Below are 21,320 nucleotides of genomic sequence, written 5' to 3'. Positions count from 1 at the left end.
GTCGCGTCCTTCTCCTGTCGGCCCGCGGTGGCGGGGGGGTGGTCCTGGTCCTGTCGGCCCGCGGTGGCGGGGCAGGTGTGTTGCCGGGCGGTGCAGGCGATCGCGTACTGTCGGCCACGATGCACAAGACCCTGATCGTAACCAACGACTTCCCGCCGCGTCCCGGCGGAATCCAGGCCTTCCTGCACAACATGGCACTCCGCCTGGACCCCGACCGGATCGTGGTCTACGCCTCCACGTGGAAGCGCAGCCGCGAAGGGATCGAGGCGACGGCCGCGTTCGACGCCGAACAGCCTTTCACGGTCGTGCGGGATCGCACCACCATGCTGCTGCCGACTCCTCGGGTCACCGCCCGCGCCACCGCGCTGCTGCGCGAGCACGGCTGCGAGTCCGTGTGGTTCGGCGCGGCCGCGCCGCTCGGCCTCATGGCCCCCGCGCTGCGCCGGGCCGGCGCCCGCCGGCTCGTCGCCACCACCCACGGGCACGAGGCCGGCTGGGCCCAGCTCCCCGCCGCCCGGCAGCTGCTGCGCCGCATCGGCGAGGGCACGGACACGATCACCTACCTCGGCGAGTACACCCGCTCCCGGATCGCGGACGCCCTCACCCCGGCCGCCGCCGGCCGCATGGTCCAGCTCCCGCCCGGCGTCGACGAGAAGACCTTCCACCCCGGCTCGGGCGGCGACGAGGTCCGCGCCCGCCTCGGGCTCAGCGACCGCCCCGTCGTCGTCTGCGTCTCCCGGCTCGTCCCCCGCAAGGGCCAGGACACCCTGATCCGGGCCATGCCCGCGATCCTCCGCCGGGTCCCCGACGCCGTCCTCCTGATCGTCGGCGGCGGCCCGTACGAGAAGGACCTGCACCGCCTCGCCGCCGAGACCGGCGTGGCCGGCTCCGTGCGCTTCACCGGCGCCGTGCCCTGGTCCGAGCTGCCCGCCCACTACGGCGCCGGCGACGTCTTCGCCATGCCCTGCCGCACCCGGCGCGGCGGCCTCGACGTCGAGGGCCTCGGCATCGTCTACCTGGAGGCCTCCGCCACCGGCCTCCCCGTCGTCGCCGGCGACTCCGGCGGCGCCCCCGACGCCGTCCTCGACGGCGAGACCGGCTGGGTGGTCCGCGGCGAGTCCGCCGAGGAGACCGCCGACCGCGTCGCCACCCTCCTCCTCGACCCCGAGCTCCGCGCCCGCATGGGCGAGCGGGGCAGGGCCTGGGTGGAGGAGCGCTGGCGCTGGGACCTGCTCGCGGAGCGGCTGCGCGAGCTGCTGTAAGGGGTACGCGGAAGGGGCCCGGGGCGATCGCATCGCCCCGGGCCCCTTCCGCGTACCCCTGCTCGGTGGAGACGGCCTACTTGGCGTAGATGGCCTCGATCTCGTCCGCGAAGTCCTTCGCCACCACGTTCCGCTTCAACTTCAGGGACGGGGTGATGTGGCCCGCCTCCTCGGTGAACTGGGCCGGAAGGATGCGGAACTTGCGGACCGACTCCGCCTTGGAGACGGCGGCGTTCCCGTCGTCGACCGCCCGCTGGACCTCGGCGATCAGGTCCGCGTCCTCCCGCAGGGAGGCGGCCGTCGAACCGGCCGGCTTGCCGTGCTCGCTCGCCCAGCGGCCCAGGAACTCCTCGTCGATCGTGACCAGCGCGCCCACGAACGGACGCCCGTCGCCGACCACCATGCACTCCGCGACCAGCGCGTGCGCCCGGATCCGGTCCTCGATGACCGCCGGGGCGACGTTCTTGCCGCCCGCCGTCACCAGGATCTCCTTCTTGCGGCCGGTGATCGCGAGGTAGCCGTCCTCGTCGAGCGTGCCGATGTCACCCGTGTGGAACCAGCCGTCCGCCAGCGCCTCGGCCGTCGCCGCCGGGTTGTTCCAGTACTCCGTGAAGATGTGCTCGCCGTGCAGCAGCACCTCGCCGTCGTCGGCGATCCGCACCACCGAGCCCGGCAGCGGCTGGCCGACCGTGCCGATCTTCTGCCGGTCCCACGGGTTGAACGCGGTCGCCGCGCACGACTCCGTCAGGCCGTAGCCCTCCAGGACCGTGAAGCCGATGCCCCGGAAGAAGTGACCGAGCCGCTCGCCCAGCGGCGCGCCGCCCGAGATCGCGTACTCGCCGCGACCGCCGAGCACCGCCCGCAGCTTGCTGAAGACCAGCTTGTCGAAGACCTTGTGCTTCAGCCTGAGCCCGAAGGAGGGTCCCTGCGGGGTGCCGAGGGCCCGGCTGTACGCGATGGCCGTGTGCGCGGCCTTGTCGAAGATCTTGCCCTTGCCGTCGGCCTGCGCCTTCGCCCGCGCCGAGTTGTAGACCTTCTCGAAGACGCGCGGCACGCCCAGGATCAGCGTCGGCCGGAACGAGGCCAGCTCGTCCGTGAGGTTCTTGATGTCCGGGACGCAGCCCAGCCGGATCGGCGCCATCACGGACGCGACCTCGACCAGCCGCCCGAAGACGTGCGCGGCCGGCAGGAACAGCAGCACCGAGCACTCGCCCGTACGGAAGAGGGGCTTCAGCCGCTCCACCACGTTGCCGCACTCGGCGAAGAAGGCCCGGTGGGTCAGGACGCAGCCCTTGGGGCGGCCCGTCGTGCCCGAGGTGTAGACGATCGTCGCCGGGTCGTCCGCGTGCGCCGCCGACATGCGCTCGTCGAGCAGCTCGTCGGAGACGTCCGCGCCGGTGGCCGTCAGCTGCGCGAGCGCGCCGTCCTCGATCTGCCAGACGCCCTTGAGCTCCGGGAGCCCGTCCCGTACGGACTCCACCGAGGCCTGGTGCGCCGGGCTCTCGACGAGCACCAGGGCCGCGCCCGAGTCGCCCAGGATCCACTGGATCTGCTCCGGCGAGCTCGTCTCGTACACCGGCACGGTCACCGCGCCCGCGCTCCAGATCGCGAAGTCGAGGAGCACCCACTCGTAGCGCGTGCGGGAGAGCAGGGCGACCCGGTCGCCCGGCTCCACGCCGGAGGCGATCAGGCCCTTGGCGACCCCGCGGACCTCGGCGAGGAACTCCGTGGCGGTGACGTCCGTCCAGACGCCGTCGACCTTGCGCCCCATCACGGCGACGTCTGGGTGCTGGGAGGCGTTGCGGCGGATGAGATCCGTCAGGTTGCCGTCCGTGGGGACCTCGTACAGGGCCGGAAGGCTGAACTCGCGCAAGACTGCTGCTCCTCATCGGGCGCCGGCGCCACGGCTCTGTGTGATGCACCGGTGAAGTCCATGATCGGGCAGGTGCTCAGTGGGGGTGAGCACGACTGGACTGCCCGGACGTTACTCGTCAGTACACGGTTCCCGATAGGGGGTCCCGGCCAGATGTTCCGTGCGTCACACCGGTGTGACGGTGCTCTGCGCACAGTAATCCACAGGTTTCACGACTCCCAAGTAACCGCAGGTGACACCCCCTAAGGTGGGCTCATGCGAGTCCATGTGGTCAGTGACGTACACGGCAACGCCGGCGACCTCGCCAAGGCGGGAGAGGGCGCCGACGCCCTCATATGTCTCGGTGACCTGGTCCTCTTCCTCGACTACGCCGACCACAGCCGGGGGATCTTCCCCGACCTCTTCGGCACCGAGAACGCCGACCGGCTCGTCGAGCTCCGCACCGCCCGCCGCTTCGACGAGGCCCGCGACCTCGGCCGCCGCCTCTGGGCCGGACTCGACGTCGACCGCGAGACCGCCATCGAGGCCGCCGTCCGCCGCCAGTACGCCGAACTCTTCGCCGCCTTCCCCACGCCCACGTACGCCACCTACGGGAACGTCGACATCCCCCGGCTCTGGGCGGACTTCGCCGGACCGGGGACGACGGTCCTCGACGGCGAGCGGATCGAGCTCGGCGGGCTGGTGTTCGGTTTCGTCGGCGGCGGGCTGAGCACCCCCATGCGCACGCCGTACGAGATCTCCGACGAGGAGTACGCCGCCAAGGTCGAGGCCCTCGGCGACGTCGACGTCCTCTGCTCCCACATCCCGCCGGACGTGCCCGAGCTGCTGTACGACACGGTCGCCCGCCGCTTCGAACGCGGCAGCCGGGCCCTGCTCGACGCCCTCCACCGCGTCCGCCCCCGCTACGCCCTCTTCGGCCACGTCCACCAGCCGCTGGCGCGCCGGATGCGCGTCGGCGCGACGGAGTGCGTCAACGTCGGCCACTTCGCCTCCACCGGGAAGCCCTTCGCCCTGGAGTGGTGACGGCGCGGGCACGGGGGCGCGATAGCCTTCCGTCGGCACGACTGTGCCCTTTCGCTTCCGCCTTTTACTTCCGCCGGACCGCACAGTGGAGGAGCCACCACGATGGCCGAACACACCAGCTCGAGCATCACCATCGAGGCGGCGCCGGCCGACGTCATGAGCGTGATCGCCGACTTCGCCCGCTACCCCGAATGGACCGGCGAGGTGAAGGAGGCGGAGGTCCTGGAGGAGGACTCCTCGGGCCGCGCCTCGAAGGTCCGCCTCCTCCTCGACGCGGGCGCCATCAAGGACGACCACACCCTGGCGTACACCTGGACCGGGGACGACGAGGTCAGCTGGACCCTCGTCAAGTCCCAGATGCTCCGCTCCCTCGACGGCTCCTACCTCCTGAAGCCGCTCGGCTCCGGGGACCGGACCGAGGTCACGTACCAGCTGACGGTGGACGTCAAGATCCCCATGCTGGGCATGATCAAGCGCAAGGCGGAGAAGGTCATCATCGACCGGGCCCTGGACGGCCTGAAGAAGCGCGTCGAATCCGGCGCGTAACCCCGAACACCCGGGAGGGCCCGCTCCCGGGCGGGGCGGCGCGCCCTGCCCTGCCCGTGTGGGCCGCGCCCGGGTGGGCGTTGCCCCCTGGCCGTGTGGGCAATCGTCCCGCTGGGGCGGGACGGGTGGGCACACGGGACGGCGCCCTGAGCGGCGCCTCCGCGTTCCGCGCCCTGACCCGCACCACAAGCTGGGTGCGCAACCCGGTGCGGGTTCAGGCGCATGAGCCTCTGGCGCCGGCAGGGCGCGGGTCCGTTGTGCCCACCCTCCCCCAAGCTCTCGGCTTCGCTCGAGCAGGGGGGACCCCCTTGCCCCAGCGGAACGACTGCCCACAACGGGGGTGGGCAAGGGCACCGCGCCGGCGGGTGCGCGCCCACAACGGGGGCGCGAGGGGCGGGCACCGCGCCGCCGGGCGCCCACAACGGCGGGGCGCCGCAGCGGTGGGTGCGCGTCCGCGACGGGGACGGTGGGGCGGCCCGCGGGCGGTGGGGCCGGGCCGGGCCGGTAACGTCCGGTGCATGCGGATCATCCTTGTCACCGGCCCCGGCGGCGCCGGCCGCACCACCCTCGCCGAAGCCCAGGCGCAGGCGCAGGCGCGGACCGGCCGCCGGGTCCTGCTCGTCTCCGAGGACGCCGCCCCGCTCCCGGGCGTCGACAGCCTGCGCCCGCACCCCGGCGCCGACTTCCGCCGGGAGTTCCTCGCCCTCCAGGCCCGTTCCTCCACCGCCCTGGACCTGCTCGGTGCCGCCCCCTTCGAGGACGCCGAGCTGACCGAACTCCCCGGCAGCCGCCCGTTCGCCCTGCTGCGCGCCCTGCGCGACGCCGCCGCCGGCGACCACGACCTCGTGGTCGTGGACCTGCCCCCGCTCGACGAGGCCCTCGCCCTCCTCGCCCTGCCCGCGCAGCTCCGCCGCTATCTGCGCCGCCTGCTGCCGCCGGAGCGCCAGGCCGCCCGCGCCCTGCGCCCGATGCTCGCCCAGCTCGCCGGCGTACCCATGCCCGCGCAGTGGCTGTACGAGGCGACGGCCCGCTGGGAGGCCGAGCTCGCCGCCGTCCAGGCCGTCGTCGAGGCCCCCGGCACCACCGTCCGCCTCGTCCTCGAACCGGGCCCCGCCGCCGCCCGCGCCCTGCGCACCGCCCGGCTCGGCCTCGCCGTCCAGCGCCTCGCCCTCGACGCCGTCGTCGCGAACCGGATCCTCCCGGCCGCCTCCGAGGACCCGTGGCTGGCCGGACTCACCGCCGAACAGCACCGGCACCTCGCGGAGCTCCGTACCGCCGTCGGCGAGCAGCTGTACGAGCTGCCGCACCTCGGCCGTGCTCCGCGCGGCGCCGAGGACCTGGCCCTGCTCGCCCCCGTCCGGCCCGAACCCGCCCCCGTCCCCGTACCGGAGTGGACGGTCGAGGACCGGCGCGGGGAGGACGGCGTCCTCGTCTGGCACATCCCCCTGCCGGGGGCCGTCAAGGAGGAGCTCTCGCTCGTCCGCCGCGGCGACGAACTGCTCCTGACCGTCGGCGCGTTCCGCCGCGGCGTCCCGCTGCCGGGCGCCCTGCGCCGCTGCACGGTCACCGGCGCCGGACTCGTCGACGGGGACCTCCGGGTGCGCTTCACCCCCGACCCCGGGCTCTGGCCCCGCACCCCCTGAGGCGGCGTGTACCGTCGAAGTACGCAGCCATTGAGGAGTACGCCATGAGCGATTCGGACGCCTGGGCCAAGGCCTGTGCCGAGGACCTGGAGGCGGAGAAGGCCCGCCGCCGGGCGCAGCGCGCGGCCGAGCCCGGCTCGCCCGCGGAGGAGTTCCGCAGGCTCTTCGAGGCCGTGGCCGACAAGGTCTCCGGCGGCCTCGGGAACCCGCTCCTCGGCGGCCGGGCCGCGCAGACCGCCGCCCAGACCGTGCAGCAGCTCGTCAACCAGGCGAAGGCCGCCGTCGAACCGGTCATCGAGCGCAACCCGCAGGTCTTCGACCACCTCGCCGCCGCCGGCAGCGAGCTGCTCGCCGCCTACCGCTCCGCCGTCGAGGGCCACGAGAGCCGCTGGACCCGCGGCGGCGCCGTGCCCGAGGACGACGACCCGCGCCGGGACGCCGACCCGGACGACGTCCCCCGCAAGGACGACGACGGCCCCGGAACCGGCCAGCACATCGACCTCGACTGATCGGTGGGGCACCTCCCCTCGGGTACGGTGGGCCTTAGCGGGGCTCGACCGAAAACTGAGGGACACATGGGACTCACCATCGGCGTCGACATCGGCGGCACGAAGATCGCGGCCGGCGTGGTCGACGAGGAGGGCAACATCCTCGACACGCACACCGTGCCCACCCCGCCGACCCCCGAAGGCATCGTCGACGCCATCTGCGCCGCCGTGTCCGAGGCCGGCAAGGGCCACTCGATCGAGGCCGTCGGCATCGGAGCCGCGGGCTACGTCGACGACAAGCGCGCCACCGTCCTCTTCGCGCCGAACATCGACTGGCGGCACGAGCCGCTCAAGGACAAGGTCGAGCAGCGGGTCGGTCTGCCCGTCGTCGTCGAGAACGACGCCAACGCGGCGGCCTGGGGCGAGTACCGCTTCGGCGCCGGCCAGGGCCACGAGGACGTCATCTGCATCACCCTCGGCACCGGCCTCGGCGGCGGCATCATCATCGGCAACAAGCTGCGTCGCGGACGCTTCGGCGTGGCCGCCGAGTTCGGCCACATCCGGGTCGTCCCGGACGGTCTGCTGTGCGGCTGCGGCAGCCAGGGCTGCTGGGAGCAGTACGCCTCCGGGCGCGCGCTCGTCCGGTACGCCAAGCAGCGCGCCGCCGCCACCCCCGAGAACGCCACGGTGCTCCTCGGGCTCGGCGACGGCACCCCCGAGGGCATCGAGGGCAAGCACGTCAGCGAGGCCGCCCGGGCGGGCGACAAGGTCGCCATCGACTCCTTCCGCGAGCTGGCCCGCTGGGCGGGCGCCGGCCTCGCCGACCTGGCGTCGCTCTTCGACCCGTCGGCGTTCATCGTCGGCGGCGGCGTCTCCGACGAGGGCGAGCTGGTTCTCGACCCGATCCGGAAGTCCTTCCGGCGCTGGCTGATCGGCGGCCGGTACCGCCCGCACGCGCAGGTCCTCGCGGCCCAGCTCGGCAACAAGGCCGGCCTGGTCGGCGCCGCGGACCTGGCCCGCCAGGGCTGAGCTCGTACGGAGCCATACGACGACCGCCCGTCGCGTCCTCTCGGACGCGACGGGCGGTCGTCGTATGTTGGCCGTCATGGCGATCAGTGAGCTGCCCAACTCCCGTACCGAGAGCGACGGTTCGGCCGTCCTCCGGGTCCTGAGCTACAACGTCCGCTCGATGCGCGACGACGAGGACGCCCTCGCCCGGGTGATCCGCGCCTGCGCCCCGGACCTCGTCTTCGTCCAGGAGGCCCCCCGGTTCTTCCGCTGGCGCAAGCACGCCGCCCGGCTCGCCGCCAAGAGCGAGCTCGTCGTCCTGAGCGGCGGCGCCACCGCGGCGGGGCCGCTCCTGCTCTGCTCCCTGCGGGCCACCGTGGAGCGGACCGAGGACGTCCTGCTGCCGCTCACGCCGGGCCTGCACCGGCGCGGCCTCGCGACCGCGGTCGTCCGCTTCGCCGGGGCCCGGCTCGGTCTCGTCAGCTGTCACCTGAGCCTGCGGAAGGACGAGCGGTACGCCCAGGCCGGGATGGTCCTCGACCGGGTCGCCGCCCTCGGCACCCCGCACGTCCTCGTCGCCGGCGACCTGAACGAACGCCCCGGCGGCCCCGCCTTCACCCGCCTCACCAAGGAGCTCCAGGACGGGTGGGCGGTCAGTCCCTGGGGCGGCGAGCACACCTCGACCCCCGCCGACCCGCACCAGCGCATCGACGCGATCCTGGCGACCCCGGGCATCGAGTTCCTCGGCTGCGGAGTCCCGACGGACCTCGACCCCGGGGACCTGCGGGCCGCCACCGATCACCTTCCCGTGCTGGCGGCGGTCCGTGTCCCCGCCTCGTAGGGCCGGGCTACACCACCGCCCCGCGTCCCGGGTCGTCGAAGCCGTCGTCGTCCTCGTCGTCGTGCTTCATCCGGGCCACCAGGGTCGCGAAGCCGCCCAGGAAGCCGCCCACGCACAGCGTCGTCAGCCACCAGGTCATGTCCCACTGGAGCAGGACGGCGAGCAGCATCAGGACCGGGCCGCCGACGACCGCGAGCCAGGCGAACTTGGTCGTCGTGTCCGCCTCGGGCAGCGGAGGCGGCTCCGGCGGGACGAAGTGGCCCTCGTCGGCGCCGCCCGCCGCGTCGTCCGGCTCGGCCGGCGAGTAGTCCCGGGGGCCGCCCGTCCGCACCCCGGGTGCGAACACGATCGAGCTGCCCAACGCCGGCCGCTCGGGCCCCGCCTCCGGGTCCTCGTCCGTCCCGGTCTCCTCGACGGGATCCGGCGCGGGCTTCGGCCGCGGCTTCCAGGCCGTGCCCTTGAACGGCCTGACCTCCGCGGCGGTCCCGTCCTCCCCGTCCTCCGGCTCCGGCAGCGACAGGTTCTCGACGGGCCGGAACGGCTTCGTCCCCGGAGGGTCCGCGGGCTCCTCGCCGTACCCGGCGACGATCGCGGCCCAGGCCGCCTCCTCGTCGATGGGCTGCGGCTCCCGCCCGTCGCCGTCCTGCTGCTCAGCCACCGCTCCTGCTCCCCTTCCCGTCGACCAGTTCCGGGGTCAGACGCTCGACGAAGGCCAGGCTCTCGTCGAAGATCCGCTCCGCGTCATGGTCCAACGTCGCCACGTGGTAGCTCTGTTCCAGCAGGATCTCCTTGACGTCCGTCGAGGAGATGCGGGAGAGGATCCGGGCCGAGTCGGCGGGCGGCACGACGTGGTCCTGGGGGCTGTGGAGCAGTACCACCGGCTGGGTGACCTGCGGGAGCTCCGCGTCCACGATCCGGAAGAACCGCCGCATGGTGTGCGCGGCGTGCAGCGGCACCCGGTCGTAGCCGACCTCGGCCACGCCCTCCTTGGCGATGTCGCTGGCGATGCCCTTGGTGGAGGGGACCAGGTGCCGGACGACGGGCAGCGCGTGCGCGGCGAGGCCGTGCACCTTGTTCGCCGGGTTGACCAGGACGATGCCGCGCACCGCGTCTCCGTGCCGGGCCGCCAGCCGCAGCGTGAGGGCCCCGCCCATGGAGAGGCCGAAGACGAAGACGGTCCGGCAGCGCCCCAGGAGCTCGCGCAGGGCCCGGTCCACCTCCGCGTACCAGTCCTGCCAGGTGGTGAGCTGCATGTCCTGCCAGCGGGTGCCGTGGCCCGGCAGCAGCGGCACCGACACCGACAGGCCGCGCTCGGCCAGGTACTCGGCCCACGGACGCATCGACTGCGGGGAACCGGTGAATCCGTGACAGAGAAGGACGCCGACCTCTCCGCCTTCGTGGCGGTACGGCTCGGCTCCGGGAAGGACCGGCACCGGGGTCTCCTGTTCGTTGCGACTCCGGCGTCCTCGGGTACGCCGGAGCGACGGAATATGGGGAAGGACCTTCACGGTACGCGACCGGACCGACACCGACCAGGGCCGTAGCCGGGGCCGTGCGCCGGTACGGGATAAAGTCGGGGCGACGGCACACGGAAGGCATGGCGAGTTGATCTACGGCGCAATGAAGTTCTCCATCGGAGGGTCCCTGAAGCTCGCCTTCCGGCCCTGGGTGGAGGGTCTGGAGAACATCCCCGCCGAGGGCCCCGCGATCCTCGCGAGCAACCACCTGTCCTTCTCGGACTCCTTCTTCCTGCCCGCCGTCCTGGACCGCAAGGTCACCTTCATCGCCAAGGCCGAGTACTTCACCACCCCCGGTGTGAAGGGCAAGCTCACCGCCGCCTTCTTCAAGGGCGTCGGCCAGCTGCCGGTGGACCGTTCGGGTGCCCGCGGCGCGGGCGAGGCCGCCATCAAGGCCGGCATCGAGGTCATCGAGGGCGGCGGCCTCTTCGGCATCTACCCCGAGGGCACCCGCTCGCCCGACGGCCGCCTCTACCGGGGCAAGCCCGGCGGTCTGGCGCGCGTCGCCCTGGCCACCGGCGCGCCCGTGATCCCGGTCGCCATGATCGACACCGAGAAGATCCAGCCGCCCGGCAAGATCGTCCCCAAGCTGATGCGTCCGGGCATCCGGATCGGCAAGCCGCTGGACTTCACCCGCTACCAGGGCATGGAGGGGGACCGCTTCATCCTCCGCTCGGTGACCGACGAGGTCATGTACGAGATCATGAAGCTGTCCGGCCAGGAGTACGTCGACATCTACGCGACGGCCGCCAAGCGGCAGATCGCGGAGGCGGAGAAGGCGGCCAAGGAGGCCGTCAAGGCCGAGATCGCCGCTCGGGAAGAATCCGGCGCGTAAGGTCCCCGCGGGGACCCGGGGGTGGGGGAGATGGCCAAGCGCGAGCGTGTCGTGCGCATGTCGGTCGAGCAGCCGCTGTGGCGGGCGCTGACCGGCTACCGCGTCCTGACGATGGTCTACGCCGTCCTGATCTTCGGCTTCGGCCGCGACCGGTACGAGCGGCCGTGGATCGCGGTCGTCTACCTGGCGGTGCTGTGCTGCTGGACCCTCGCCACCCTCCCCAAGGTGGCGAACGCGGCCGGCTGCACCAGGCGCTTCCTCGTCGCCGACCTCACCATCGCCCTCGTCGGCATCCTCCTCACCCCGCTCGCCGACGCCCATGCACAGTCGATCGACGGCCCCACCCTGCCGTCGATATGGACCGCCGGCTCCGTCCTCGCCTTCGCGATCAAGGGCGGCTGGCGCTGGGCCGGCATCGCCTCCTCCCTCGTCGCCGTCGCCAACATCATCGAGCGCGGCCACCCCAGCCGGGACACCTTCCACAACGTGCTCCTCGTCTGGGTCGCCTCCATCGCCATCGGCTACGTCGTCGAGGTCGCCCGCGCCTCCGAGCGCACCCTCGCCCGCGCCCTGGAGATCGAGGCCGCCACCCGGGAGCGGGAGCGGCTCGCCCGCGACATCCACGACAGCGTCCTCCAGGTCCTCGCGATGGTGCAGCGGCGCGGCACCGCGCTCGGCGGCGAGGCGGCCGAACTCGGCCGGATGGCGGGGGAGCAGGAGATCGCCCTCCGCACCCTCGTCGCGGGCGGCCTCACCCGGCCCAGCCTGGTCTCCGAGGACGAGTCCGAGGGCGCCTTCGTCCGGGTCGTCGAGGTCGACGACGAACCCGACGCGGACGCCCCCACCGACCTCCGCGTCCTGCTCGCCCCGCGCGCCGGGGCCCGGGTCACCCTCTCCGAGCCGGGCGCCCCGGTCCTGCTGCCGCCGGCCGCCGCCCGCGAGCTGGCCACCGCCGTCGGCGCCGCCCTGGACAACGTCCGGGTGCACGCCGGTGAGGACGCGCACGCGTGGGTCCTGATCGAGGACTGGCCGGACGAGGTGATCGTCACCGTCCGGGACGACGGCCCCGGCATCCCCGAGGGTCGCCTCGCGGAGGCCTGGGGCGAGGGCCGGATGGGCGTCGCCCTGTCCATCCGGGGGAGACTGCGGGACCTGGGCGGCTCGGCCGAGCTGATCTCGGTCCCGGGCCAGGGCACGGAAGTCGAGTTGAAGGTCCCACGGGGGAAGGCAGGGGAGAAGTGAGCGAGCAGCTGATCAAGGTGATGGTCGTCGACGACCATCCGATGTGGCGGGACGCGGTGGCCCGCGACCTCGCCGAGGCGGGCTTCGACGTGGTCGCCACCGCCGGCGACGGAGAGCAGGCCGTGCGCCGCGCCGTCGCGGCCGGCCCCGACGTCCTCGTCCTCGACCTGAACCTGCCGGTCAAGCCGGGCGTCCAGGTCTGCAAGGAGCTCGTCGGCGGCCGGCCCGAGCTGCGGGTCCTCGTCCTCTCGGCGAGCGGCGAGCACGCCGACGTCCTGGAGGCGGTCAAGTCCGGTGCCACCGGCTACCTCCTCAAGTCGGCCAGTACGGAGGAGCTGATCGACGCGGTCCGCCGGACGGCCGTCGGCGACCCCGTCTTCACGCCGGGCCTGGCCGGCCTGGTCCTCGGCGAGTACCGCCGACTGGCCTCCGAGCCCGCCCCGGCGCCCGGTGCCGACGAGCCGAAGGCCCCGCAGCTGACCGAGCGCGAGACGGAGGTCCTGCGGCTCGTCGCGAAGGGGCTCAGCTACAAGCAGATCGCCGAACGCCTGGTCATCTCGCACCGCACGGTCCAGAACCACGTCCAGAACACCCTGGGCAAGCTCCAGCTGCACAACAGGGTGGAGCTCGTCCGGTACGCGATCGAGCGCGGCCTCGACGACGCCTGAGGCGGGCCGGGCCGACCGGGACGGCCGGGAGGACCGTACGCGCGGCCCACCGTGAGGGTGAAGGGACCTCGTGGAGATCCCGGCACCCGGCGTGCGGGCGTATGAGGAGCCCCTCCTGACGGGCCGTGACCTGCGGGGCTTCCCGCGCGCCCCGTCCTCGACCACGCCGCAGGGCGACGCGGCGAGAACGTCCTGGTGCCGAGGGCCCCCTAGACGAGGACTCCCGCCAGGAGCGAGGCCGTCAGGGCCGCCCCGTCCGTCGTGAGCACCGACTCCGGGTGGAACTGCACCCCGGCGAAGCCCGGCCCGCGCAGGGCGTGCACCTCGCCGGTGTCCGCGTCCCGGCTCACCTCGATGCGGTGCAGCGCCAGCTCCGTCGCCGTCCGGTCGTCGCACCGCGCCGTGAAGCTGTTGTAGAAGCCGACCGTCTGCTGCTGGCCGAAGAGGTCGATCCGCAGCTGCGCCCCCTGGAACGGGGTCCTCTTGCGGACGATGTCCAGGCCCAGCTCGGCCGCGATCAGCTCGTGCCCGAGGCAGACGCCCAGCAGGCCGTGGCGGTGGTCCCGCACCAGCTCGGCCGTCAGGCCGCGCAGGAAGCGCATCTTCGGGTCGGCGGCGTCCGAGGGGTTCCCGGGCCCGGGCCCCAGGACGACCGGCCCCTCGTGGGCGAGGGCCAGCTCCCGCAGCCCCGGCTCGTCGTAGCGGAGCACCGACACCTCCAGGCCCGAGGAGCGCAGGACGTGCGCCAGCATCGCCGTGAACGTGTCCTCGGCGTCGACCACGAGCGCGTGCCCGGACAGCTCCGCGGACCGGGCCTGCATCTTCAGCCAGAACGGCGCGAGGTCCGCCCGGCGCGCGTCGAGCGCGGCCCGCACCCGGGGGTCGTCGGCGAGCCGCGCCGGCACCGGCGCCGACGGGTCGGCCGGCCGGCCCTCCCGGACGCCGAGGGCCGTGAGGACGCCCGCCGCCTTGGCGTGGGTCTCGGCGACCTCGCCCTCGGGGTCCGAGTGCCGCACCAGCGTGGCGCCCACCGGCACCCGCAGCCGCCCGTCGGCGGCGATGTCGGCGGTACGGATGAGGATGGGGGAGTCCAGCGTCTGCGTCCCGTTCCCGTCCGTGCCGAGCAGGGCGAGCGCACCCGCGTAGTACCCCCGGCCCCCCTCCTCGTGGCGCTCGATCACCCGGCAGGCGTTCTGCACCGGAGAGCCGGTCACGGTCGCCGCGAACATCGTCTCCCGCAGCACCTCCCGTACGTCGAGCGAGGACCGCCCGCGCAACTCGTACTCGGTGTGCGCGAGATGGGCCATCTCCTTGAGCCGCGGCCCGACCACGACCCCGCCCATGTCGCCCACCGTGCACATCATCTTCAGCTCCTCGTCCACCACCATGGAGAGCTCCTCGGTCTCCTTGCGGTCGGCGAGGAAGGCGAGCAGGTCCTCGGCGGTCGGGGCCGCCCCGGCCGGGTAGCGGTACGTGCCGCTGATCGGGTTCATCACGACCGTCCCTCCCGACATCCGGACGTGCACCTCGGGGCTCGCCCCGACGAGCGTCCGCTCCCCGGTGTGCACGACGAACGTCCAGTACGCGCCCCGCTCGCCCGCGAGCAGCCGCCGGAACAGGGCGAGCGCGTCGGCGCGCCCGAAGCCCGGGACCTCACCGGTGTAGGTGCGCCGGATCACGAAGTTCGCGCCCTCGCCGGAGCCGATCTCCTCGTCGATGACCCGCCGCACGGTCTCCGCGTAGGCCTCGTCGGAGACGTCGAAGCCGCCGCCCTCCACCCGTACGTCATGGGAGGGGAGCGCGGCCAGGGCCTCGGCGAGCGGCAGCTCGTACGCCTCGTCGGCGACGAGCACGGAGAGCGGGGTGCCGTCGTCCCGCACGTCGAAGCCGCGCTCCCGGATCTGCCGGAAGGGCACGAGGGCGAGCGTCGGCATCGGTCCCACGGGCAGCTCCGCGAGGCGCTCGGCCTCGTGGACCCGGCCGATCAGCACCTCGACGGTGTCGTGATCACGGCCGGGGGTGCGGCGGCGCAGCAGGGCGAAGGGAGGGCAGGAGTCGTCGAGGAGACGGGAGAGGTCCATGAGGGGCGTGTTCCTTCCGGGAGCTTCGGATCGGAGAGGAACGGCCTCGCGGGTACGAGAAAGGCCGCCCCTCGGGCGGCCTTCGCGTGTCTGTCGGTGTACGCGCGATCAGTGGGCCGCCGGATGAGCGGTCCACCACCAGTTCTGGTTCGAGTGCGCGAACATGCGAGCACTGTAACCCAGCAGGGCACGCGAACGGGGCCCGGTCCGCACCGTGGACGGCGCGGACCGGGCCCCGCGGGGGCCTGATCGGATCAGAAGATCAGGTTGTAGGACTGCCAGCCCGGACCGACCTGCACGCGCGCGGCGTACGGAGCGGTGGCGCTGCCCGTGCCCTTGTACAGCCACAGGGCGCCGGCGCCGTCACGGGCGACGAAGTCGACCTTGCCGTCACCGGTGAGGTCGCTCGGTCCGGTGATGCTGTTGTAGATCTGCCAGCCGGTGCCCACCTTGACGCGCGCGGCGTACGGGGTGGTGGCGCTGCCGGTGCCCTTGTACAGCCACAGGGCGCCGGTGCTGTCGCGGCCGATCAGGTCGGCCTTGCCGTCGGAGGTCAGATCGCCGGTGCTGACGATGTCGTTGTAGATCTGCCAGCCGGTGCCGATCTTCACCCGGGGGGCGAACGGCACCGCCGGGGTGCCGGTGCCCTTGTACAGCCACAGGACACCCGACTTCTCGCGGGCGATCACGTCCGGCTTGGAGTCCCCGGTGAGGTCGCGGACACCGATGATCCGGTCGTAGATCTGCCAGCCGCCACCGGTCCTCAGCCGGGCCTTGAACGGCGCGGACGGGTTGCCGCTGCCCTGGTAGTACCAGAGCACACCGGAGGTGTCACGGGCGACGGCGTCCCCGGTGCCGTCGGCGCGGAGCGCCGTCAGCGGGGTGACGGTGTTGTAGATCTGCCAGCCGCCGCCGACCTTGTACTTCGCCAGGAAGGGGCTGGTGGCGCTGCCGGTGCCCTGGTACTGCCAGAGGACGCCGGAGGTGTCGCGGGCGAGGAGGTTGTAGCGGTTGGTGGTGGCGACGGGGGCGGCGCCGGGCGCCTCCACGATGTCGTCCTGCTTCACCCAGACGATCTTGTGGTGGAAGCGGATCGGCACGAAGAGCACGTTGCCGACGACGTTCTTCTGGGCGGAGCCGAACCAGTCGTCGCCCTTCACAGCCGGACCGGCCTTCACGTAGGCCTGGTCGGAGAGGAAGTCGAACTTCGACAGGGGGGCGTTCTCGTCGCCCGGGGCTTCCAGACCGGCCGCGGTGTAGGCGGCGGTGTCGGGGAAGGAGCGGCCGAAGACCTTGGTCGAGGCGAGACCCGCCTTGAGCTTCACGGTCGTGGCGCCGGACACCGGCACGGTGTACTGGCCGCCCGGGTTCTGGAACCAGGCCTTCTGGCCCGCGTACCAGATCGCCGTCCAGTCGTTCTGGGCCTCGGCGACGACGTAGAGGCCGCCGGCGCGGACCTTGTTGCCGTAGTTCGAGCCCTCGGTCCAGCCCGAGGTGTAGTACGGGTCCTTCAGTGTCGTCGCGCTCGTCGAGGGCGACGTGTACAGGTAGCCGAAGTTGGACGGACGGCCCGGGACGGCCGTGCCGCCGGTGGTCAGCGCCGGCTGGTTCGCCGTGGTGAACGGCGGGACCACCCGGACCACCTGGCCGGCCCTGAGGAGGCCGCCCGCGCCCTTGTCGCCCTGCGGGGCGCCGAGGAGCGACATGTAGTAGTTCCAGTCCCAGTACGGGCCCGCGTCCCAGTGGAGATTGGCGACGCCGGTGTCCGTCTGGAGCGCCACCTCGTCGTGGCCGATGATGTGCTCGCGGTCGATCGGCACGCCGTACTTGTTCGCCAGGTACTTCACCAGCGCCGCGGAGGAGCGGTACTGCGGCTCGGTGTACCAGCTCCCCTCCTTGATGGCGAAGCCCTCGTGCTCCACGCCGATGGCGTGCATGTTGTGGGTCCAGTTGCCCGCGTGCCACGCCAGGTTCTTGTTCTCGAGCATCTGGGTGACCAGACCGTCCGAGGCGCGGATCAGGTAGTGCGCGCTGCCCGGGACGTTCGGGTTGGTCAGGGCGTCGAGCGACCCGTCGTATCCGCCCTCGGTGTCGTGGATGACGATCTGGCGGATGTCCACGCCCTGGTTGGGGCGGTCGGCGAGGGTGTAGTTGCGCTTGTTGGGGTTCGCGGGATCCGTGCGGACCGGCACGAAGTTGCAGTTCAGACCCGAGGGGCAGTCCGCGGTCGGCGTGGCCGTGGTGCTCGCGAAGGACGCGGCCAGCGGCACGTTCGACGGCTTGACCGGCTTGACCGTGGGATCGGCCGGCAGGGCCACCTGCTCGCCGTCGAGGGTGAGCTCCTGCTCACCGGTCCTGATCGAGTCGAAGACGCGCTTCGCGAAGAGGTCGGCGCCCTTCTTCTCGGGGGACTGGCTGTACCGGGCCACGGCCGGGTACCAGTCGCCGGCGTCGTCGGACAGCTCGGCGCCGGCCTGCTTCTGGTAGTCGGCGAGCAGCGCCGCGCCGGCCCGGATGGAGGTGGCGGTGTCGTTCTGGACGGCCTCGGTGGAGCTGTCGATCAGCTCGGCGGCCTTGTCCAGGGTGTGGAGGCGGGGGTCGTCGGTGTCGACGACGGCCTTCTCCAGGACGCTCCGGACCTTCGCGCGGTCGAAGGTCTTCTCGATCTCCGGGCGGCCCGAGCCGTTGAAGTGCTCGATCTGCTCGTCGGTGACCTTCTGCTGTACGTCCTCCGGGTCGACCTTCGTCAACCCCATGACGTTGTACGCGCCGGTCGTGCTCGGCTCGCCGTCGTGCGACTCCCAGCGCGTCTGCTGGTACGACACCGCCATCAGCACGCTCTGCGGCACATCGAACTCGCGCGCCGCGTTTGCGAACTGCGACTGGAGGGAAGGGTCCCCTCCGGACTTCCCGTCGCCCGCCGCGCCGAGGAGACCCGGCGAGGCGACCGCGATGGTGCCGATGGTGGCGGTGGCGACGACTGCGGCCGCCGCCCCGTACAAGAGTCGTTTCTTCTTGCGATCCCTGCGGTGCCTCTGCGTCACGCCCACCCCTGTGAGTTCGACTTTGCTCTTGTTAAACGGGCCGCAGGGTAGCACCACTCGACGACCCGAAGATCCTCGGCGGACATTTCGGGTGCGGCACCGGGTGTGACGCGGGGCGCGCGCGTCTCAGCCATTGAGCAGAGGGACAGGACCGGACGAAGAACCCCTTACTGTGGTGCTTGTGACCGTGAACGCTGAATCCCACGCCGTCGCCAAGGCGACCTGGCGAGACCTGCCCGCGGCGCAGCAGCCCGAGTACCCCGATGCCGAGGCTCTGCGCGATGTGATCGCGGACCTCGAGTCGTATCCTCCGCTCGTCTTCGCCGGCGAGTGCGACCAGCTGCGCGCCCGGATGGGAGCCGTCGCCCGTGGCGAGGCGTTCCTGCTCCAGGGCGGCGACTGCGCCGAGGCCTTCGACGCCGTGTCCGCCGACCACATCAGGGCCAAGCTCAAGACGCTGCTCCAGATGAGTGCCGTCCTCACCTACGCGGCCTCCGTGCCCGTGGTGAAGGTCGGCCGCATCGCCGGCCAGTACTCGAAGCCCCGTTCCAAGGGGACCGAGACCCGCGACGGCGTGACGCTCCCCACCTACCGGGGCGACTCCGTCAACGGCTTCGACTTCAACGAGAAGGCCCGCGTCCCGGACCCCGAGCGCCTGAAGCGGATGTACAACGCCTCCGCCTCCACGCTCAACCTGGTCCGCGCCTTCACCACCGGTGGCTACGCCGACCTGCGCCAGGTCCACGCCTGGAACCAGGACTTCGTGAAGTCGTCCCCCTCGGGCCAGCGCTACGAGGCGCTCGCCCGCGAGATCGACAACGCCCTGAACTTCATGAAGGCCTGTGGCACCGACCCGGCCGAGTTCAAGGCCGTCGAGTTCTACGCCTCCCACGAGGCGCTGCTGCTCGACTACGAGGGCGCCCTGACCCGTACGGACTCGCGCACCGGCAAGCTGTACGACACCTCCGGCCACATGGTCTGGATCGGTGAGCGCACCCGCCAGCTGGACCACGCGCACATCGAGTTCTGCTCGCAGATCGCCAACCCGATCGGCATCAAGCTCGGCCCGACCACCACGGTGGACGAGGCGCTCACGTACATCGACCGTCTCGACCCGGACCGCGAGCCGGGCCGGCTGACCTTCATCGTCCGCATGGGCGCCGACAAGGTCCGCGACAAGCTCCCCGAGCTGGTCGAGAAGGTCACCGCCTCCGGTGCGGTCGTCGCCTGGGTCACCGACCCGATGCACGGCAACACCTTCGAGGCCGCCTCCGGCCACAAGACCCGCCGCTTCGACGACGTGCTCGACGAGGTCAAGGGCTTCTTCGAGGTCCACAAGGCGCTGGGCACCCACCCGGGCGGCATCCACGTCGAGCTCACCGGTGACGACGTCACCGAGTGCGTGGGCGGCGGCGACGAGATCTTCGTCGACGACCTGCACCAGCGCTACGAGACGGCCTGCGACCCGCGGCTCAACCGCAGCCAGTCGCTCGACCTGGCGTTCCTGGTGGCGGAGATGTACCGCGATCAGTAAGTAGGTTCCTACGGAGATGGGGCCCGGATCATGTGATCCGGGCCCCATCTCCGTATGCGGGTCTTTTGGGGTTCCGGGTCGCCAGGTAAGGTTAGGTTAGCCTTAACGATCTCGGCGGGAGGTGAACCGCGTGTACGTCTGCTCATGCTTCGGTGTCACGGAGAAGCAGGTCAAGGAGCATGCGGACGCGGGCGCGTGCACGCCCCGCCAGATAGCCTCGGCCTGCAAGGCCGGCACGGACTGCGGTTCCTGCGTCCGTCGTATCCAGGCCATCCTCGGACGCGGCAGCTGCCCCCGACGCGGGCTCCTGGACCAGGGCGTGCCCGCCCTGACGGCGGAAGTGACCGAACTGTCGGAAGCCGCCTAGAGCGGCCCTAGCTGGGCTGCTCGATCAGCGTCGAGACGTACAGCGCCTCACCCAGGGACTCGATCAGCTCCAGCTGCGTGTCCAGGTAGTCGATGTGGTGCTCCTCGTCGGCCAGGATCTCCTCGAAGAGGTTGGCGGACGTGACGTCCCCCTTGGCGCGCATGACCTCGATCCCGCGCCTGAGGCGGTCGATCGCCTCCACCTCGACCTGGCGGTCCGCCTGGAACATCTCGGTGATCGTCTGGCCGACCCGCACGTGGAAGAGCCGCTGGTAGTTGGGCAGGCCGTCGAGCATCAGGATGCGCTCGGTCAGCTTGTCCGCGTGCTTCATCTCGTCGATGGACTCTTCGCGGGTGTACTTGGCGAGCTTCGTCCACCCCTTGTTGTCCTGGATGCGGTAGTGCAGCCAGTACTGGTTGATGGCCGTCAGCTCGCCGGTCAGCTGCTCGTTGAGGAACTCGAGGACCTCGGGGTCGCCCTGCATCGCTTCAGGATCCTTCCACGGTACGTGTCCATGCCGTCACCAGCCGGTATGGCGGCATCCTCGCACCCCGAATGGGGGGCGTCCAGTAAGTGCAGGCTTAGTCGTAGTTGCCCGAATCGCGCCGCCCGGATGGTCGCCTGGTCATGACCACCCCTCGCGGTCTGTCACCATGGATGACATGGGTCAGCCGGAGAGCGGAGTACACCGGGAAGCGGGTCAGCCGGATCGTTCGCCGGACTCTCCGCCGGATCTGCCCCCGGGGCAGCGGCTGCAGCGCGGCTGGCCGGTCACCCACTACGGACCCGTACCCAAGTTCAAGCCGGACCGCTGGGAGTTCCGCGTCTTCGGGGCGACCGCCGACGGCGACAAGCGGTGCTGGAACCACGAGGAGTTCTCGGCCCTCCCGTTCTCCACGGTCGTGGCCGATCTGCACTGCGTCACGAAGTTCAGCATGCTCGGGGCCGAATGGGGCGGTGTCCCCGCCCGCACGGTCCTGGAGCTCGCTCCGCCCGCGCCCCACGTGACGCACGTGATGGTCTGGGCCGAGTACGGATACAGCGCCAACATGCGGCTCGCCGACTTCGCCGCGGACGGCACGATCTTCGCCACCCACAAGGACGGGGAGCTGCTCACCGCCGAGCACGGCTTCCCGCTGCGGCTCGTCGTCCCGCACCTGTACGCCTGGAAGGGGCCCAAGTGGGTCCGGGGCGTGGAGTACATGGCGGCCGACCGCCGGGGCTTCTGGGAGGAGCGCGGCTACCACAACCTCGGCGACCCGTGGACGGAGCAGCGCTACTCGTACCAGGAGGAACCGGGAGACGGCCCGGAGCTGTAGCGGCTCCGGACCGTCCGTGGCGGGTGGTG

The 21,320-nt window shown here is 72.1% G+C and carries 20 protein-coding genes; 13 read left to right on the top strand and 7 right to left on the bottom strand.

Going from position 1 to position 21,320, the window contains the following annotated elements; translation table 11 throughout:
- Positions 1-119 precede the first annotated feature (119 nt).
- The gene (locus ACIGW4_RS30450; RefSeq protein WP_123451486.1) at positions 120-1,262 is read left to right on the top strand and encodes a glycosyltransferase family 4 protein; all 1,143 of its coding nucleotides are present in this window, start codon (positions 120-122) and stop codon (positions 1,260-1,262) included.
- 76 nt (positions 1,263-1,338) lie between these two features.
- On the opposite strand, the gene ACIGW4_RS30445 is transcribed toward ACIGW4_RS30450, so the two are convergent.
- A complete protein-coding gene (locus ACIGW4_RS30445) occupies positions 1,339-3,135 on the bottom strand; it encodes a long-chain fatty acid--CoA ligase (RefSeq protein WP_123451484.1) in 1,797 nt (598 codons plus the stop codon).
- A 267-nt stretch (positions 3,136-3,402) separates the two neighbouring features.
- On the opposite strand from ACIGW4_RS30445, the gene ACIGW4_RS30440 reads away from it, so the two are divergent.
- The 6 genes from ACIGW4_RS30440 (at position 3,403) to ACIGW4_RS30415 (ending at position 8,684) form a co-directional block, all read left to right on the top strand.
- Positions 3,403-4,158 carry a metallophosphoesterase gene (locus tag ACIGW4_RS30440; RefSeq protein ID WP_123451482.1) on the top strand — a complete coding sequence of 252 codons (756 nt, stop codon included), beginning with the start codon at positions 3,403-3,405 and terminating at the stop codon, positions 4,156-4,158.
- 102 nt (positions 4,159-4,260) lie between these two features.
- Positions 4,261-4,704 (top strand): SRPBCC family protein, encoded by a 444-nt coding sequence (locus ACIGW4_RS30435; protein ID WP_123451480.1) that lies wholly within the window; start codon positions 4,261-4,263, stop codon positions 4,702-4,704.
- A gap of 518 nt (positions 4,705-5,222) precedes the next feature.
- Complete coding sequence (locus ACIGW4_RS30430) at positions 5,223-6,347, top strand: ArsA family ATPase (protein WP_398710899.1); 1,125 nt, start codon at positions 5,223-5,225, stop codon at positions 6,345-6,347.
- Positions 6,348-6,391: 44 nt separating this feature from the next.
- Positions 6,392-6,856: a DUF5304 domain-containing protein gene (locus ACIGW4_RS30425; protein WP_123451475.1), complete on the top strand. Its 465-nt coding sequence runs from the start codon at positions 6,392-6,394 to the stop codon at positions 6,854-6,856.
- A gap of 66 nt (positions 6,857-6,922) precedes the next feature.
- Positions 6,923-7,864: an ROK family glucokinase gene (locus tag ACIGW4_RS30420; RefSeq protein WP_093876514.1), complete on the top strand. Its 942-nt coding sequence runs from the start codon at positions 6,923-6,925 to the stop codon at positions 7,862-7,864.
- Between the two features lie 76 nt (positions 7,865-7,940).
- Positions 7,941-8,684: an endonuclease/exonuclease/phosphatase family protein gene (locus ACIGW4_RS30415; RefSeq protein WP_359592158.1), complete on the top strand. Its 744-nt coding sequence runs from the start codon at positions 7,941-7,943 to the stop codon at positions 8,682-8,684.
- Positions 8,685-8,691: 7 nt separating this feature from the next.
- Here the strand turns inward: ACIGW4_RS30415 and ACIGW4_RS30410 are convergent, their stop codons facing one another.
- Together ACIGW4_RS30410 and ACIGW4_RS30405 are read right to left on the bottom strand one after the other, a co-directional pair.
- A complete protein-coding gene (locus tag ACIGW4_RS30410; protein ID WP_399584170.1) occupies positions 8,692-9,342 on the bottom strand; it encodes a hypothetical protein in 651 nt (216 codons plus the stop codon).
- A complete protein-coding gene (locus tag ACIGW4_RS30405) occupies positions 9,335-10,117 on the bottom strand; it encodes an alpha/beta hydrolase (RefSeq protein WP_399584168.1) in 783 nt (260 codons plus the stop codon). Before ACIGW4_RS30405 ends, ACIGW4_RS30410 begins: the two co-directional genes overlap by 8 nt.
- A gap of 187 nt (positions 10,118-10,304) precedes the next feature.
- Between ACIGW4_RS30405 and ACIGW4_RS30400 the strand changes: the two genes are divergently transcribed.
- The 3 genes from ACIGW4_RS30400 to ACIGW4_RS30390 are packed head-to-tail and all read left to right on the top strand — an operon-like array spanning position 10,305 to position 12,946.
- A complete protein-coding gene (locus tag ACIGW4_RS30400) occupies positions 10,305-11,036 on the top strand; it encodes a 1-acyl-sn-glycerol-3-phosphate acyltransferase (protein WP_123451467.1) in 732 nt (243 codons plus the stop codon).
- 30 nt (positions 11,037-11,066) lie between these two features.
- On the top strand, positions 11,067-12,278 hold the full coding sequence (gene macS / locus ACIGW4_RS30395) for a MacS family sensor histidine kinase (protein ID WP_399584165.1): 1,212 nt from the start codon (positions 11,067-11,069) through the stop codon (positions 12,276-12,278).
- A gap of 20 nt (positions 12,279-12,298) precedes the next feature.
- The gene (locus tag ACIGW4_RS30390; protein WP_398710915.1) at positions 12,299-12,946 is read left to right on the top strand and encodes a response regulator; all 648 of its coding nucleotides are present in this window, start codon (positions 12,299-12,301) and stop codon (positions 12,944-12,946) included.
- Between the two features lie 209 nt (positions 12,947-13,155).
- Here the strand turns inward: ACIGW4_RS30390 and ACIGW4_RS30385 are convergent, their stop codons facing one another.
- From ACIGW4_RS30385 to ACIGW4_RS30375, 3 genes are all read right to left on the bottom strand, one after another.
- The gene (locus tag ACIGW4_RS30385; RefSeq protein WP_399584162.1) at positions 13,156-15,027 is read right to left on the bottom strand and encodes an anthranilate synthase family protein; all 1,872 of its coding nucleotides are present in this window, start codon (positions 15,025-15,027) and stop codon (positions 13,156-13,158) included.
- Between the two features lie 108 nt (positions 15,028-15,135).
- The gene (locus ACIGW4_RS30380; protein ID WP_101392327.1) at positions 15,136-15,192 is read right to left on the bottom strand and encodes a trp operon leader peptide; all 57 of its coding nucleotides are present in this window, start codon (positions 15,190-15,192) and stop codon (positions 15,136-15,138) included.
- A gap of 89 nt (positions 15,193-15,281) precedes the next feature.
- On the bottom strand, positions 15,282-18,071 hold the full coding sequence (locus ACIGW4_RS30375; RefSeq protein ID WP_399584159.1) for an N-acetylmuramoyl-L-alanine amidase: 2,790 nt from the start codon (positions 18,069-18,071) through the stop codon (positions 15,282-15,284).
- Positions 18,072-18,252: 181 nt separating this feature from the next.
- Here ACIGW4_RS30375 and ACIGW4_RS30370 point away from each other — a divergent pair, with 181 nt between their 5' ends.
- Both ACIGW4_RS30370 and ACIGW4_RS30365 read left to right on the top strand, forming a co-directional pair.
- Complete coding sequence (locus tag ACIGW4_RS30370; protein ID WP_123451461.1) at positions 18,253-19,605, top strand: class II 3-deoxy-7-phosphoheptulonate synthase; 1,353 nt, start codon at positions 18,253-18,255, stop codon at positions 19,603-19,605.
- Between the two features lie 121 nt (positions 19,606-19,726).
- Positions 19,727-19,972 (top strand): bacterioferritin-associated ferredoxin, encoded by a 246-nt coding sequence (locus tag ACIGW4_RS30365; protein WP_123451459.1) that lies wholly within the window; start codon positions 19,727-19,729, stop codon positions 19,970-19,972.
- 7 nt (positions 19,973-19,979) lie between these two features.
- Here the strand turns inward: ACIGW4_RS30365 and bfr are convergent, their stop codons facing one another.
- Complete coding sequence (gene bfr, locus ACIGW4_RS30360; protein WP_123451457.1) at positions 19,980-20,456, bottom strand: bacterioferritin; 477 nt, start codon at positions 20,454-20,456, stop codon at positions 19,980-19,982.
- Positions 20,457-20,634: 178 nt separating this feature from the next.
- On the opposite strand from bfr, the gene ACIGW4_RS30355 reads away from it, so the two are divergent.
- Positions 20,635-21,291: a sulfite oxidase-like oxidoreductase gene (locus tag ACIGW4_RS30355; protein ID WP_123451455.1), complete on the top strand. Its 657-nt coding sequence runs from the start codon at positions 20,635-20,637 to the stop codon at positions 21,289-21,291.
- Positions 21,292-21,320: the final 29 nt, after the last annotated feature.

Source organism: Streptomyces sp. NPDC053513 (assembly GCF_044544765.1).
Taxonomy (GTDB): Bacteria; Actinomycetota; Actinomycetes; order Streptomycetales; family Streptomycetaceae; genus Streptomyces; species Streptomyces litmocidini.
Note: the sequence above shows the minus strand (reverse complement) of the source record. Positions and strands in the feature narration are given on the sequence as shown.